Origin of the sequence: Paraburkholderia unamae (genome assembly GCF_003096875.1) — a bacterium.
GTDB classification, from domain to species: Bacteria; Pseudomonadota; Gammaproteobacteria; order Burkholderiales; family Burkholderiaceae; genus Paraburkholderia; species Paraburkholderia unamae.
Window position 1 is genome coordinate 52,992 of the sequence record NZ_QEOB01000016.1, and the last position, 14,742, is coordinate 67,733.

General features: G+C 67.0%; 15 protein-coding genes. 4 read left to right on the top strand and 11 right to left on the bottom strand.

What is annotated here, in order from left to right:
* The first annotated feature begins 27 nt into the window (after positions 1 to 27).
* Entirely contained in the window at positions 28 to 1,029 is a 1,002-nt protein-coding gene (locus C7402_RS29770; RefSeq protein WP_112173475.1) for an AraC family transcriptional regulator, read from the top strand.
* A 46-nt stretch (positions 1,030 to 1,075) separates the two neighbouring features.
* Here the strand turns inward: C7402_RS29770 and C7402_RS29775 are convergent, their stop codons facing one another.
* From C7402_RS29775 to C7402_RS29790, 4 genes are all read right to left on the bottom strand, one after another.
* Complete coding sequence (locus tag C7402_RS29775) at positions 1,076 to 1,573, bottom strand: hypothetical protein (protein WP_116613175.1); 498 nt, start codon at positions 1,571 to 1,573, stop codon at positions 1,076 to 1,078.
* A 71-nt stretch (positions 1,574 to 1,644) separates the two neighbouring features.
* Positions 1,645 to 2,322, bottom strand: a complete 678-nt coding sequence (locus C7402_RS29780; RefSeq protein WP_112173477.1) for a response regulator transcription factor — start codon at positions 2,320 to 2,322, stop codon at positions 1,645 to 1,647.
* Positions 2,319 to 3,626 (bottom strand): two-component system sensor histidine kinase NtrB, encoded by a 1,308-nt coding sequence (locus C7402_RS29785; protein WP_133254585.1) that lies wholly within the window; start codon positions 3,624 to 3,626, stop codon positions 2,319 to 2,321. Before C7402_RS29785 ends, C7402_RS29780 begins: the two co-directional genes overlap by 4 nt.
* 557 nt (positions 3,627 to 4,183) lie before the next feature.
* Positions 4,184 to 4,429, bottom strand: coding sequence for a hypothetical protein (locus C7402_RS29790; RefSeq protein ID WP_133254586.1), 246 nt, complete (start codon positions 4,427 to 4,429; stop codon positions 4,184 to 4,186).
* A 351-nt stretch (positions 4,430 to 4,780) separates the two neighbouring features.
* Here C7402_RS29790 and C7402_RS29795 point away from each other — a divergent pair, with 351 nt between their 5' ends.
* Both C7402_RS29795 and C7402_RS29800 read left to right on the top strand, forming a co-directional pair.
* Positions 4,781 to 6,325: a DUF3300 domain-containing protein gene (locus tag C7402_RS29795; RefSeq protein WP_116613296.1), complete on the top strand. Its 1,545-nt coding sequence runs from the start codon at positions 4,781 to 4,783 to the stop codon at positions 6,323 to 6,325.
* Positions 6,326 to 6,336: 11 nt separating this feature from the next.
* Positions 6,337 to 7,254 carry a DUF2950 domain-containing protein gene (locus C7402_RS29800; protein ID WP_116613177.1) on the top strand — a complete coding sequence of 306 codons (918 nt, stop codon included), beginning with the start codon at positions 6,337 to 6,339 and terminating at the stop codon, positions 7,252 to 7,254.
* Between the two features lie 30 nt (positions 7,255 to 7,284).
* Here C7402_RS29800 and C7402_RS47815 read toward each other — a convergent pair whose 3' ends face one another.
* Entirely contained in the window at positions 7,285 to 8,103 is an 819-nt protein-coding gene (locus tag C7402_RS47815) for a hypothetical protein (RefSeq protein ID WP_224044684.1), read from the bottom strand.
* A gap of 129 nt (positions 8,104 to 8,232) precedes the next feature.
* Here C7402_RS47815 and C7402_RS47820 point away from each other — a divergent pair, with 129 nt between their 5' ends.
* Positions 8,233 to 9,108, top strand: a complete 876-nt coding sequence (locus tag C7402_RS47820; RefSeq protein WP_244314971.1) for a transporter — start codon at positions 8,233 to 8,235, stop codon at positions 9,106 to 9,108.
* 11 nt (positions 9,109 to 9,119) lie between these two features.
* Here C7402_RS47820 and C7402_RS29815 read toward each other — a convergent pair whose 3' ends face one another.
* The 6 genes from C7402_RS29815 to C7402_RS29840 form a co-directional block, all read right to left on the bottom strand.
* Positions 9,120 to 9,743, bottom strand: coding sequence for a PqiC family protein (locus C7402_RS29815; RefSeq protein ID WP_224044686.1), 624 nt, complete (start codon positions 9,741 to 9,743; stop codon positions 9,120 to 9,122).
* An 8-nt stretch (positions 9,744 to 9,751) separates the two neighbouring features.
* Positions 9,752 to 11,380 carry a PqiB family protein gene (locus C7402_RS29820; RefSeq protein WP_116613179.1) on the bottom strand — a complete coding sequence of 543 codons (1,629 nt, stop codon included), beginning with the start codon at positions 11,378 to 11,380 and terminating at the stop codon, positions 9,752 to 9,754.
* The gene (locus C7402_RS29825; RefSeq protein ID WP_116613180.1) at positions 11,373 to 12,671 is read right to left on the bottom strand and encodes a paraquat-inducible protein A; all 1,299 of its coding nucleotides are present in this window, start codon (positions 12,669 to 12,671) and stop codon (positions 11,373 to 11,375) included. The genes C7402_RS29820 and C7402_RS29825 overlap by 8 nt, the downstream gene beginning before the upstream one ends.
* A gap of 271 nt (positions 12,672 to 12,942) precedes the next feature.
* Complete coding sequence (locus C7402_RS29830; RefSeq protein ID WP_112173486.1) at positions 12,943 to 13,329, bottom strand: response regulator transcription factor; 387 nt, start codon at positions 13,327 to 13,329, stop codon at positions 12,943 to 12,945.
* Between the two features lie 100 nt (positions 13,330 to 13,429).
* Positions 13,430 to 14,020, bottom strand: coding sequence for a DUF1344 domain-containing protein (locus C7402_RS29835; protein WP_112173487.1), 591 nt, complete (start codon positions 14,018 to 14,020; stop codon positions 13,430 to 13,432).
* Between the two features lie 118 nt (positions 14,021 to 14,138).
* Entirely contained in the window at positions 14,139 to 14,717 is a 579-nt protein-coding gene (locus C7402_RS29840) for a BPSL1445 family SYLF domain-containing lipoprotein (protein WP_112173488.1), read from the bottom strand.
* Positions 14,718 to 14,742: the final 25 nt, after the last annotated feature.

Consider the following 14,742-nt stretch of genomic DNA (forward strand, 5'->3'; position numbering starts at 1 on the left):
GTTAACACCGATTGGGGAGACACCACTATGGAAACGATGCTGCGCGCGGTGTCCATGGGCGGCTATTTCGACGTGGCTCGCCGCGTCGGGCTGAACCCGGTCGAGCTCGCCCAGCAGGCGGGGGTCGACGCCGCCGCGCTCGCCAATCCCGACGCGCGCATTCCAGCCGCCGCCGCCTGCCTGCTGCTGGAGCGCTCGGCCGAAAAAGCCGCGTGCCCGACCTTCGCGCTGCAAATGGCCGAAATGCGGCGCAAGTTCGGCACGGGCGTAGTCAACGTGCTGCTCGCGCACAAGCGTACGCTGCGCGAGGTGCTGCTCGCCACGGCCGAATACCGCCACCTGCTTAATGAAGCGCTCGCTGTGTACGTGGAGGACGCGGGCGAAACGGTCACCATCCGCGAGGAACTGGTGGTCGATCCCGGCATTCCCACGCATCAGGCGATCGAGCTCGCGGTGGGCGTGCTCGCGCGCCACTCCAGCGCCCTGCTCGGCGATCACTGGAAGCCGCGCGCCGTGCATTTCGTCCACCAGGGGCCACCCAGCCTCGCGTTTCACCGGCGCTTTTTCGGCTGTCCGCTGGAGTTCGGCAGCGACTTCAACGGCTTCGTGTGCGCGGCCGCCGACCTCGACTACCCGAACCCCGCGGCGGACCCGGAACTGGTGCGCTACGCGGAAAGCCTGGCCGATTCGCTCAACGCCGCGGGCGTGGATTCCACCGCGCTCGAAGTGCGCAAGGCGATCTATCTGCTGCTGCCGCTCGAGCAGGCCACCGTCGATCTGGTGGCCGCGCATCTGCACGTGAGCGTGCGCACCATGCAGCGTCAGCTCGGGCTGGCCGAGACGAGCTTCACGCGCCTCGTGGAAGAAGTGCGCGGCGAACTCGCCGTGCGCTACATGAGCAACCCGCGCTACCCCATCGGGCGCGTATCCGCGCTGCTCGGCTACGCGCAGCAGGGCTCGTTCACGAACTGGTTCAGCGCGCGCTTCGGCATGACGCCGCGCGACTGGCGCAACAGTCGTCCGAAATGACACCATGACGCCGTGACCCCATGACGCAATCTCGCCCCCGCGCGGACTAGAACCCGCGCCTGAGGTTGCGGTCGCGCACCGGATCGGGCGCTTTCTGCGTGCGGCGCAGGACGCCCTGCGTGTCGAAATAGAAGTGGAACATCATGTAGTCGATGTTGTTCTCGATGTACCGGTACGACCACACTTCCTGCTGCATGCGCGGAAAGAACGAGGTTTCCGCCGGGCGGCCGAAGTTGATGAGCACGTCGTTGCGCGTCCACTCGCCGACCTTCGCGCGATAGAACTCGGTGTCCTGCAACACCTGGCGCACGCTCACCACCTTGCCGCTGGAATCGATGTCGGCAACGACCGTCGTGTAGCCCATGGGCTGGGTCGGCCACATGAGCCGTCTGCCGCCGCCCGGCAGGTCGTAGGTCTCGCGCGGCGGCCCGAGACGGGCGATCACCGTGGACGGGTCGGAGCCAGGCTCGACGCCCTGCCACGGCTGGGCGCAAGCGGCCAGCACCAGCACGGCGGCCAGCCATGCTCGTTTTGCGTTGAGCATTGCTTTGAGCCTTGTCCAGGGCCTGATTAACCCCATTGGCGCTTCCCCGTGCCAGGCGTAGGTGGATATCGTCAACCGGTGTGCGCAACCGGCCGATGCTCGGCGTGCGTACGCGAGGGCTGCACGGCGAGCGCCTCGTCCGTGTCCAGCGCCGAAGCGCTCACGAGACGCACGAGATCGGCGAGCGAGTTCGCTTTCATCTTTTCCATCACGCGCGCCCGATGAATCTTGATGGTCTTTTCCGCCGCACCCAGCGCGTCGGCCACGAGCTTGTTCGGCCGGCCCGTGACGACCAATGCCATGACCTCGCGCTCGCGCGGGGTCAGCTTGTCGACGCGGCGCTGGATCTCGGCGCGCTGCTCGCGCTCCCCGAACAGCCGCCGCGCCAGTGCGAGCGCGCGCTCGGTGGCCTCGAACAGCACGAGCGCGTCGATCGGCTTGGTCAGGAAATCCGTCGCGCCCGCCTTCATCGCCTGCACCGCCGTGTTCAATTCGCCGTGCGCAGAAATGAACACGATGGGCACGACGCCGCCCAGGCGCCGTTGCAACTCGATCCCGCTCAGGTCGGGCAACTGGAGATCGAGCAGCAGGCAGGCCGGCGCGTTCTGGAGATCCGCGCTTTGAATGAACGCGCTCGCGCTGGCGTAAGCCTGCGTGGTGTAGCCGTTCGATCGCAGCAGGCGGCACAGGGCGTTGCGGACGTGCTCGTCGTCGTCCACGACGAAGACGATGGGAGTGGGCTCGCTCATTTTGACAAGCGCGTACGGGTTTGCACGGCCGCGCTCTCCGCTGGAAGTTCGATGTGGAAGGTCAGCCCGCGATCGGCGTTGCGCTCGGCCCACAACTGGCCGCCGTGCGCCATGACGATGGTGCGGCTGATCGAGAGGCCGAGGCCGAGGCCCTGCGGCTTGGAGGTCACGAACGGCTTGAAGAGCGTCACGAACCGCTCGGCTTCCACGCCCGGCCCGTGGTCGCGAACGGCGATGCACACCTTGTCGCGGTCCACGCCCGCGTTCACGACGATGCAAACCCGGCGGTCCTGCACGCGGCATTCGTGCACGGCGTCGAGCGCATTGCGCAGCAGATTCACGAGCACCTGCTGAAGCTGCACGACATCGCCGCGCGGCTGCGGCAGACCGTCGTCGATACGCGCCGCCACCGCCGCGCCGCACGCCTGGGTTTCGCGGCGCAGGAGGCGAATCACGTCGCGCACGAGGCTGCCTACGTCAACCGGGCTCGTTTCGGCCGGTTCGCATTTCGCGGACTGGCGCATGCGCCGGATGATCGCGTGGGCGCGCGCGCTATCGTCCACCACTTCGCCGAGCAGTTCACGCAAGTCGCCGATGGCGGGCGGGTTCTGCGCGAGAAAGCGTTGCGCGGCCTGGGCATTGCTGAGAATGGCCGTGAGCGGCTGGTCGACTTCATGCGCGAGCGCCGCCGCCATGTCGCCGATTTCCGAGGCTCGTTCCCGGTGCAGCCGGCGCGACTCGTTGCCGGGCTCGGCCGCGAGCGCGTTCGCATCGGCTTCGGTGTCGGGTTCAATCACGACCACGATGCGCGCGGCGGGCCCGATCGCGAGCGAAGCCGAAGCGCTCACGTGCGCCTCGACGCACGCGCCGTTCTTCGCCCGCGCGACGGCCACGCGCGTGACGCTATGCGGCAGGCCCTCGGCGGTGTTGAGCGCCGCGAAGGAAAGCGGGCGCTCGTCCCAGCGCGAAGGCGCGAGCACGGCCTCGACCGGCATGCCGATCAACTCGCCCAGCGCGTAGCCGAGCAGGCGCGTCGCTCGCCCGTTCGCCCAGGCGATATGGCCCGTGCGGTCGAGCACCAGCGCCACTGCGGGCATCACTTCGAGAATGCTATGCAGACTTTGCAGGGCGCCTTGCGCCGCATGGCCCCACGCCCGGCCGGGCTGCGGCGAGGTCAAGGTCTGCGCGTGCCGGGAATCGTGTGCGGTGAGGCTGTCGATCCACGCCGGCGGGTTCATCGCAGCTTGCGCCGCCGGCGTTCTCTCGCGCTCGATATTGTCGTTCCCCATGTCTGCCCTGATCACGGTGTCCTCCGAATACGCTGCCACGCTCCGGCCTGAAGTCGTTTCGAACGCTCAAGCGCCGAACGGGGCGGATTAGACGAGCACGAGAATTTCGGCCACGTGTGGGACCAGGTTGCGCCCCGATACTGACTATCATTTGCAATCGGACGTTTGGCGGAGCCAACAAAAAGCAGATGTCGGCAATCCATGCCGGCGCGCAGGCACTTGTATTCCGTTCTTCCTGTGCGCTCACTCCGCGTTGAAATTATATGAAAGAATTTCCCGTTGAATGAATCAACGGGAATTAAATTCGATAATTTTTTCCGCCTCGCCGGCGCAACAATCGCGCGTGCTGTTTACAGGGTTGTGCACACGCCCCGTCAATAGCAACGGCTTGAGCAGGATATTTGCGAACGTGAATATGTACGCCCGAACTAATATGACGATTATGTTTTTATGAAATTAGCCGATCCGCATGAACCCGGAATTAAAACCATTTAAATAGTTATGCAATATCGGCCGCGTTTCGCGCGCAACCGATATTCGGGAAAATACGAACCCGCGACGCCGCGCGCGTTTCAAGGCGCCGATGCGGGCGCGGCCTGGGCCGCCGGCGCGGTCGCAGCCGCCTCGCTCGCCTTGTGATGTTGCGAGGCCGTGTTGTTGTTCGATTGCTTGGTACGCGCCTTCTGCTCCGCCTTGCGCTGCACGTCGCGCATCTGCTTCATGCCTGGCGTGCCCGCTTGCGCAAATGCCGCGGGTGCGCACAACGGCATGCAAAGCACGAGCGCAATCATGCATGGCGTAGTCACACGAATCTTCATAGTGGTCTCCCGGGTTCGACTTGGCCTGCCTGACGCACGATTGGACGACACAAATGACAAGGTATCCTACTCATCACGCCAGCGCGAGCAGGTTCGCGCGGGCTTCGTTCACGCGTCTTCCAGTTGTCTCTCCGGTGTCGCACGAGTGTCAATAGGACTCTGGTCCGATTGCCAGCCAGGCGGCGCTAACCAGACCATATGCTTGGGCTTTCCCGCCTCGCGCAGGCGCGCCAGCAACGCGTCCGGCCGGGCGGCAAGCTCGCAACGCAGTGCGCGCGCACGCGCTCGCCCCTTCACGTTGTCGCTATGCGTCTCGCAACCAGGCTGAGCGAACGAATGGAAGGAACGACCATGAATCCATGGATCAAACAACGCATGTACCGGGTGTGCCTGCTCGTGCTCGCGTTGCTGTTTACAGGCGCTCAAGTGGTGCGCTCGCAAGATGCGGCGCAACCCGCTCCGTACAAACCCGAGGAGCTGGAGGCGCTCGTCGCGCCCATTGCGCTCTATCCCGACTCGGTGCTGGCACAGGTGCTCATGGCCTCGACCTACCCGCTGGAAATCGTGCACGCGGCGCGCTGGGTCAAGGAACACCCCAAGGTCAAGGGCGACGACGCCGTGAAGGCGGTGCAGGACCAGACCTGGGACGCGAGCGTGAAGTCGCTCGTCGCGTTTCCGCAGGTGCTGGAGCCGATGAACGACAAGCTCGACTGGACGCAGAAACTGGGCGACGCGTTCCTCGCCCAGGAAAAAGACGTGCTCGCGGCCGTGCAGCGCTTGCGCACCCGCGCGCAGGATTCGGGCAACCTCAAGTCGAACGAGCAGCAAAAGGTCGTGGTCGAGCAACCGCCCGCGCAAGGCGGCCAGACCATCGTGAAGATCGAGCCCGCGAATCCCGAGGTCATTTACGTGCCCGCGTACAACCCCACGGTCGTCTATGGCGCGTGGAGCTACCCGGCCTACCCGCCGTACTACTGGCCGCCTTCGCCCGCGTACTATCCGGGCGGCGCGCTGATGACGGGCTTCGCCTGGGGCGTCGGTCTCGCGGCGGCGGGCGCCATCTTCGGCAACTGCAACTGGGGTGGCGGCGACGTCAACATCGACGTCAACAAGGTGAGGAACGTCGATCGCAACTTCGACCGCTCCAAGGTCGAAGGCGGCAAGTGGAAACACGACTCGAGCCACCGCCAGGGCGTGGCGTACCGCGACAACGCCACGCGCGAAAAATTCGGCAACAACACGCCGGGCGCAGACTCGCGCCGCGACTATCGCGGCCGCAACAACGGCCAGGGCGGCGCCAATGTCGCCGACCGCGGGGGCAACCGGGGCAACGGTGTGGGCGGCGGCCAGGGCCTCGGCGGCGGAGACCGCGGCAACCAGGGCGGCCTCGGCAACAATCGGGGCGGCGTGGGCAATAACGCGAGCGTCGGCAATCGCGCGGACATCGGCAACAACGGCGGCGTGGGCGGCAATCGCGGGAACGCGGGCAACGGTGTGGGTAACAACGCGGGCGCGGGCAACCGCGCGAACGCAGGCAACAATGCGGGTGCAGGCAACCGCGCGAACGTGGGCAACAATGCGGGTGCAGGCAATCGCGCGAACGTGGGCAACAACGCGGGTGCAAGCAATCGCGCGAACGTAGGGAACAACGGCGCGGCAGGCAATCGCGTGAGCACCGGCGCGGGCGGCGGATATGGCGGCGGCGGCGGTGGCGGGTACGGCGGCGGCGGCGGGCGCGACAGCGCCTTCCAGGGCGTCGGCAGCGGTGCGGCCACTCAGCGCGACGCGAGCCGCGGGCGCTCCAGCGTGCAGTCGTCCGGGTTCAATCGTCCGAGCGGCGGTGGCGGCGGCATGCGCGGCGGCGGCGGCGGCGGACGCGGCGGCGGCAGACGCTAGGGAGAACAGCCATGAGACGACGTTTGCATTTTCATCCGGTTGCATCGGCGGCGCTCACGGCGGCAATCGCGCTCGTGCTCGCCATGATGGCGCCCCGGCCGTGCGCGGCCGCCGCGCAGAGCAGTTTCCCGTCTCCGGACGCGGCGATGAACGCGTTCGGCAACGCCGTCGCGGGCAACGACGAGCCCGAGTTGCGCAGTCTGCTGGGCGCGGACTTCCGCCAGCTCGTGCCGCCCGTGGACGCCGATATCCGGCAGCAGTTCCTGAGCGAATGGCATGTGTCCCACGCCGTCCAGCCAAGCGGCGAAAACCACGCGGTGATCGCCGTGGGCGACGACGGCTGGACCTTCCCGATCCCGCTCGTCAAGACCGCGCAGGGCTGGCATTTCGACACGCCTGCGGGCGTCGAGGAAATGCGCGTGCGCCGCATCGGGCGCAACGAGCTCGCCGTGATGCAGACCATGCTCGCGATCTACGACGCGCAACGCGACTATGCGCAGGAGCATCACGACGGCAACCCCATGCTCGTCTACGCAAGCAAGCTCGCCAGCTCGCCGGGCAAGCAGGACGGCCTGTACTGGCCGACCGGCCCCGACGACGCGCCCAGCCCGCTCGGCGTCGCGTTCGCCACGGCCGGCGCGCGCAACACGGAAAACGCGGGCTACCACGGCTACCACTACAAGCTGCTGACGAAGCAAGGCCCGCATGCGCCGGGCGGCGCGTTCGACTATATGGTGCGCGGCAAGCTGTTCGGCGGCTTCGGCGTGCTCGCCTGGCCGGTGCGCTATGGCGACACGGGCATCAAGAGCTTCATGGTGAGCCATGACGGCCAGGTCTACGAGCGCGACCTGGGCCCGGAAGGCGCGGCGAAGGCCGAAGCCATGTCGTCCTTCGATCCGGGGCCCGGATGGTCGAAGTCCTCCCCTTGACGGTGAGCACGGCCGCGCGCGCGGCCGGCGTCAACGCGTGCGGGCTGGCCGCGCCGGCACGGCGTCGTCCACGTCCAGCATGTAGAGCAGCAAGGCGTCGCGGTCCGGGCCGCTCATCGCGGCCACCACATGCATGAGGAGCGCGCTCGCCCAGCAGAAGTCGGCCATCGTCGCGCCTGGCGCGCCACGCGTGATGCCCTCCATGCGCGCCACCGCTTGAGCGTCGCCCGCAAGCTCGGCATCGACCGCCTCGTCCAGATGACGCAACGCGCTCTCGAATGTCGCGGACGCGGGCAGCGTGAGCGGCGCGGCGAGCACGGAACGGATCACGATGCGGTAAAGCACCGCAAAGTATTCGGCGGCGTCGGCATCGCTCATGCTGTCGACCGAAATGCGATCGACGATGTCCTGCATGCTCGTCGCGCCGTGGCAACCGCCGGCCGCCGCCTGGCCGATGTATTTGGTGAGCAGCATGAAGTACACCAGCCGGTCTTGCGGCGCGAGGCGAGCAACGCCGCGCCGGAACAGACGCTCGCGCGTGGCGTCGTCGCGCAGCTTCGCTTCGAGGCCCGCCGCGCCGCCGGGCACCGCGATCGCCACAGCCGGGTCGGTGCGCAGACGCGCGAACCACGCATCGACGATGCGCGCCTTGATCGAATCCGCCGCGACTCCCCCTTGCGAGACATCACCGGTGTCGCCCGCCGCGGGCGCGATCACGAACGTAAGGATGCCGAACAACCTGTGCGGCGTCTCTTCGTTGACCGGCACGTTGCCCCACGCATCGCGGCCGCTCGCGACCAGCACGACGATCAGCGCGAGCCACGCCCACAGCGGCGCACGGGTTTTCATGGCATCGGCAAGCAAGGTGAAGGGAACGCCGCCTTCGCCGGGCGGCAACCGGAACCGGACGCGAACACGGGCAAGGCGCGCCGGCGCTCGCTGCGCGCCCTCTGCGCGCAGTGGCTCTGCGCCTTCGCCGTGCTGCTCCTGCACGCGGGCGCGCCGCATGCGCAGGAACTCGAGCCGCGCACCTACTCGCCCTCCCCCATCGGCACGAACTTTCTCCTTGCGGGTTATGCGCACCTGAGCGGCGACGTGCTCACCGACCCTTCGCTGCCAGTCAGCGGCGTCAACGCGCGCATCAACAACTTCGTGCTCGGCTACGTGCACACGTTCGCGCTGGCCGGGCGTACGGCATCGCTGGGCCTTGCCGTGCCGTTCATGAGCGGCGACCTGAGCGGACTCGTCATCGGCGCGCCGACCGAGGTGCATCGCGCGGGACTCGGCGACATGCAGTTACGCTTCGCGCTGAATCTGATCGGCAATCCCGCGCTGTCCCCCGAGGCGTTCGCGCAGGCGCCGGCTGTCACGTCGCTCGGCGCGAGCCTCACGGTCCAGGCCCCCACCGGCCAGTACATCCCGACGCGGCTTGTGAACGTGGGCAACAACCGCTGGGCGTTCAAGCCCGAAATCGGCGTGTCGCAACCGTGGGGCAACTGGTTCTTCGAGGCCTCGCTCGGCGTCTGGTTATTCACCAGCAACACGGACTTTTTCAACGGTCAAAACAGGAGCCAGGCGCCGCTCGCGATTACGCAACTGCATGGCGGCTACAGCTTCCGGCCGGGACTCTGGCTCGCTTTCGATATCGGCTACGCGTCAGGCGGCGCGACTTCGGTGAACGACGGCGCGCGCGGCCCGAGCCAGGGCAACGCGCGCGGCGGGCTCACGCTCGCGATGCCGCTCGGGCATGGCTGGTCCGCGAAGCTCGCGTATTCGCGCGGATTCATCACGCGCGCGGCCGGCGATTATCAGATCGTCACGGTCGCGCTCCAGTATCGCTGGTTCGATCGTTGAGGCGCGACGCCTCAGTTCGTCGCGCCGGTCACCGCCGCCCGATCCGCCTGAATGGCGGCGGCAATATCGGCGCTGATGGCGGCGAGCGCGCGGTCGTGCGCGTCGACGAGCGCGCCGTAATCGTGGCTCGCCACGCTCTCGTGCGCCACGGTGCGCCCGAGCGCCGACGCGCGATGACCCGGCGGGCGCACGGCCCACTGCGCTTCGATGGTCACCGAGTCGCCCGGCAAACTGTCAAAGCGCACGATATCCACGCGCACGCGCCACACGGGCGGCGTGGCCACGCCGAGATCGACCGTCGAAACGCGCGCCGTGCCAAGACGCTGCGCGAGGTCCGCGGCAATGACGCGGCCGATGTCCGACTTCAGCGGCGCGGCCCAGCGCGCGAACTCGTTCATCTGGATCGTGTTGTCGGCATTGCGCGTGACGATCTGCGGCCGGTCGACCATCTCGGGCACGGTCACGGGGCCGACCACGACGTCCATCGTGACGCCGGTCGCCGCCGGCTGCACCGCAGCCGCCGCGTCGTCCGCGCGCAGCGCATAGAACGTGGGCGACGGCGACGAACACCCGGCGAGTCCCGCGACGGCGCACGCGAGCGCCATCGCCACGAAGCAACCTCTGCGCGTTATCACGATCCGGCTCACTGCTTGCCTCCCGGTTTGCCCTGAACCACGGCTTCTGGATGGCGCTCCAGATAATCGGCGAGTATGCGCACGGACGCCGCCGTGCGCGCCAGTTCCTTCATCGCATCGCTCGTGTTCTGCTGAAGCTCCGAGTCTGGCTTGAGCGCGTCGTTGGCGGAGTCGAGCGCCGACTGCGCGGCCGACAGCGTGTCGTGCGCCTGCGGCACGACGTCGTTGCCAAGCCGCGACATCACGTCGTTTGCGCCCTCCAGCGTACGTTGCGCGCTCTTGCCGATCGCATCGAACGGAATGCCGTTGAGCTTGGCGAGCAGCCGCGTGAGCGACTCCTGCAACGACTGCAACGTGCGCGGCACCGTGGGCAATTCGGGCGGCGTTCTCGCCCAGTCGACCTTGGCCTTGGGCGCGTCCGGGAAAATATCGAACGCGACATAGAGCTGGCCCGTCAGCGGATTGCCCGAGCGCAACTGGAACCGGAAGCCGTTGGCCACGAGGAAATCGGCAAGCTCGTGCGGCGTGGCGCTGATGCGGCCCGGCGGCTTGCCGTTGGGCTCCCGTTGATACCGCGACGTGAAGCGCTCGGGATACAAATTGATTTCCACAGGAATGCTGAACTGTTTCTTCACCGGATCGAAGCGCGTGTAGATCTTCGTCACTTCGCCCACCACGACGCCGCGGAAATCGACCGGCGCGCCCACGGTCAGGCCGCGCACCGAATCGAAGAAAGTCACGACGTAGGTATCGACAATGCGGTCGTGCTCCTTCAGGGAGTCGGCACGCGTGGCGTAAAGCTCGAACTTCGTGTTGGCGTCGGCCTCGGCCACCTCGGTGTCGCTGTCGGGCGTTTCGAATGCCACGCCGCCAATCAGCAACGAGACCACCGACTGCGTATTGATCTGCACGCCGTCGGGGCTGAGCGAGACGTCGAGGCCGCTCGCGTGCCAGAAGCGCGTGTCGCTGCGCACGAACTGATCGTAGGGCGCGTTCACGAACACGTGGAGCGTCACGCCCTTGCCGTCCGGGTCCAGATCGTACGACGCGATCTGGCCCACTCGCAGGCGGCGGAAGAACACCGGCGAGCCGACGTCGAGCGAGCCCATGTTCATGCTCTTGAGCACGAACTCGCGGCCCGGAATGTCGCTCGGGAACACGGGCGGCACTTCGAGGCCCACGAAGTCGCGCCGCCCCTTGTTCGAGTTGCCTTCGTCCATGCCGACATAGGACCCGGAAAGCAGCGTGCCGAGGCCCGAAACGGTGCCGCCGGAAATGCGCGGACGCACCACCCAGAAGCGCGTATTGTCGACCAGCATGCTCGTCGCGTCCTTCACGAGCTCGCCCGTCGCGATCACGCGCTTGTGGTCGGGCGAGAGCGTCACCGACTTCACCACGCCGATATCGACGTCCTTGTACTTGATCTTCGTCTTGCCGGCTTCGAGGCCGTCGCCGGTCTTGAAGCTGATGGTCACGGTCGGCCCTTCCTCCAGTACCGCCTTCGCCGCGAGCCAGCCGCCGATCAGCACCGCGACGATCGGCACGAGCCACACGATCTGCATGCGCCAGCGCGAACCCGGCACGGGCTTCGCCTCCGGCAGTTGCGGCAAGCCGCTGTCGTTACCCGGATCAGCCATCTTCGTGCTCCAGGGCGTCCCAGATGAGACGCGGATCGAACATGTTCGCGGCGAACATCGTGAGGATCACCACGGCGCCGAACGCAATCGCGGCGGGGCCCGCCTTGATGGTCGCGAGCGCATTGAACTGCACGAGCGCGACGAGCATCGTGATCACATAAATGTCGAGCATCGACCAGCGCCCGACCAGCTCGATGAGCCGGTAGATGCGGGTGCGTTGCTCGGGCAGCCATTTCCAGCGGCGCTGCGTCGTCCAGGCCAGGTACGACAGCCCGAGGATCTTGACCATGGGCACCGCCACGCTCGCGATGAACACGAGCAGCGCGAGCGGCCACGACCCGGACACCCACAGGTACACAACGCCGCTCATGATCGTGTCCTTCTGCGAGCCGAACAGCGAACTCGTGTCCATGACCGGCAGCACGTTGGCGGGCACGTACAGCACAACCGCGGCTGCAAGGAACGCCCAGGTGCGCGAGAGGCTTGCGACCTTGCGCAGATGCATCGCGCTGCCGCAGCGCGGACACGTGACCGCATGCGCGGCCGCAGGCATGCGCGCGAGCAGCCCGCACGCGTGACAGCGCGCGATACCGCATGCGGCGCCGGTGAGCGCGCCCGTGCGGCCGCTTCGGCGTGCGCGAAGTGATCCGGACTCCTCAGGTAGCTCGGGCGCACCCGCGAGCAGCGGCTCACCGGCTACGCGCGACCAGAACTGCCGCGCGTCGAACGCCGCACTCGCACCGGCGAGCACCAGCATGAGCGCGCCGAACGACCACAGCGCCACGCCCGGCACGACCGTCGCAATATGCGACAGCTTCACCAGCGCGACCAGCAGCCCGAGTATCAGCACCTCGGTCATGCCCCAGGGGCGCGCGGCGTACATGGTGCGAAACAGCAGCGGTGCGGGCCACGGCTTGCGGTTCGTCGCGAGCGGCACGAGGAGCGCGAGCAGGCACACGATCTGCATGGCCGGCATGAAGATCGTGGTGGCGAACACGAGCGCCGCGATGGGCCACATGCCGTCGAGATAGAGGATCTCGACCGAATGCCAGAGCGTCGTGCGCACGACATTGCCGTTGACCGCCAGGCCGACGATCGGATAGAGATTGGAGATCATGAACAGCACGAGCGCGCCGAGCGCGAAGGCGAGCGCACGCGCAAGGCTTTCCGGGAGATCGCGTTCCAGTTCGGCGCCGCAGCGCAGGCAACGCAGCACGCCGCCGGGCGGGCACGATGCGCCGCGCTGCATGAGGTCGCAGTCGTGGCACACGAGCAGTTCCGGGCGCTTCATTGCGGCACCTCCACGGCGGCGCATGAGAGGGCGCCGTCACACCGCGGCGGCGAAGCCGCGGCGTGTACATCGAAGCCTGGGCGAATGGCATCCATGGGCGGGACTCACATCGCTTGAACCTGCACTGAAACCCAGTATGACCACGCGTGTTGCGGCGAACAATCGGACTTTGGTCCGATCCATTCGCTTGCACACGCCTTCGCGCCGGCGCATAGGCGTGCATTCGCGTTTGTCTTCGCGTTCGCATTCAGATTCGGGCAACAGCGGAGGCTCACGGTACGGGCGGCACGCCAAGAACCCCATGCACAGCGCCGATAAGCGCGGAGTCGTCGAACGGCTTGCGCAGATACGCCACCGCGCCCGCCGCCTGCGCCTGCGAGCGCACGCGCGCGTCGTCGTGGGCCGTGATCACGATGCACGGCAAGCCGCTGCCGCCCAGGCGGTGCTGCACCTCGAGACCGTTCAGACCGGGCATCTGGATGTCGAGCACGACGCAGGCGGGCGCGTAAGGCGGCGTGGCCGCCAGGGCATCGAGAAACGCCTCGCCGCTCGTGAACACCTCCGAATCGATGCCGACCGATCGCAGGAGGCGCTGGATCGCTCGACCGACCGATACTTCGTCGTCGACGACCGCCACGGATCGCGTCACGTTGTTCATTGGCTGTGCGTCCCGTTACCGATGAAAACAGGCAGACCGGCTTCGCGGTACGCGAAGACCGGCGTGCCCGATGCGCGTCGCAAACGCCCCCCATGCGCGGCTACTTGTGCTGTGCGGGTTTGACGGATACGGCGAATGCTTCCGTATACACGGCCTCGACCTGATCGCCAACCTGTACGTTTGCAAGCTGCTCGGGATCCTCGACCTTCAGGTCCATTTTCCCGCCCTCGGGGCCTTGCAAGGTGACGGTTTTCGTTTTCTGATTGACGGCAACGACGTTCGCCGTGACCTTCACCTCGCGCCCCACCGTACCGCCGGGTTTCGCGCCGCTTGCCGCGCGCTCCATCGACGGGGTCTCCTGCATCGATGTCTCGCCCCCGCCGCCCTTCTTCAGGCTCAGCGTGAGCGCCTCCTTGTAGGTCATGTTCACAACGTCGCCAACTTTCAGTTGATCGAAGTTCCGGACCTCGGGTCCGAGCTGCACTTCGACCAGCTTGCCGTCATGCCGCTTGAGCGTGACGGTGCGTGTGTCGGCATCGATCTTGTCGATGGTGGCCGTGACCTTGTGCATGCCGGACACGGTGGCCTTGCCCGGCTCATGCGTCACATTCGCGGTGGTCTGCCCCTGGGCCACGGCGAGTTGCGCCGCGGCGAGAATCGCTGCTGAAACTACCCACTTGACGTACGACATCACGCTCTCCATTCAGACATCGACGCCTCGCAGGTGCGCGGCGGCCGCGCGATGCGCGCCCGGGCGTCGCATGGCGCGGCATCGGGCGATGCCGCGGTTGCGCTTCACAGGCCGCGCTTCACAGGTTGAGCTTCGTGACCTTCGTGCCGGCGAGCGAGGCGTCCGCCATCAGGCCGGTATTGGTCATCACGATCACTTCGACTGGCGCGGTCGCCGTTCTCGTGTCGATCGAGCCGTTCGCCCCGACCTTCACGATCGAGACGGCGACGTCGCCGCCAACCGACCAGCCCGCGGAACTGCGGAAATTGTTCAGCGAGTCCTGAGTCATGAAGAGGAAGATCACTGCGGTGGACTGCGCGCCGGCCTGAAAACCGAACGACGCCGCCGCCGTGCTGTAGTAGCCGACGGTCGCGCCGCCCACGCGCAGCGCGCCTTCCCCATATGCCGCGCCGGCAATGAAGGCCGCTTTCACCACGGACGGAAACACAAGCACGCCTTGCGCCTTGGAAACCAGTTCCTGCGAACCGCCGACCATGCCGAACAGCCGCTTCAACGTGCCGTCCACCGCCGCGTCGATCTCCTGGCGTTTGGACGCGTCGGTCTCGCTGCTCTTGCCGCTGCCAGTAGTCATGCTGCAACCCGCGGCGGTCAGCCCCGCCGCCGCGGCCGTCGTAAGCACAAAAATCCGTCGCTTCATTATCGTCCTCCGTTGATTTTCCAGG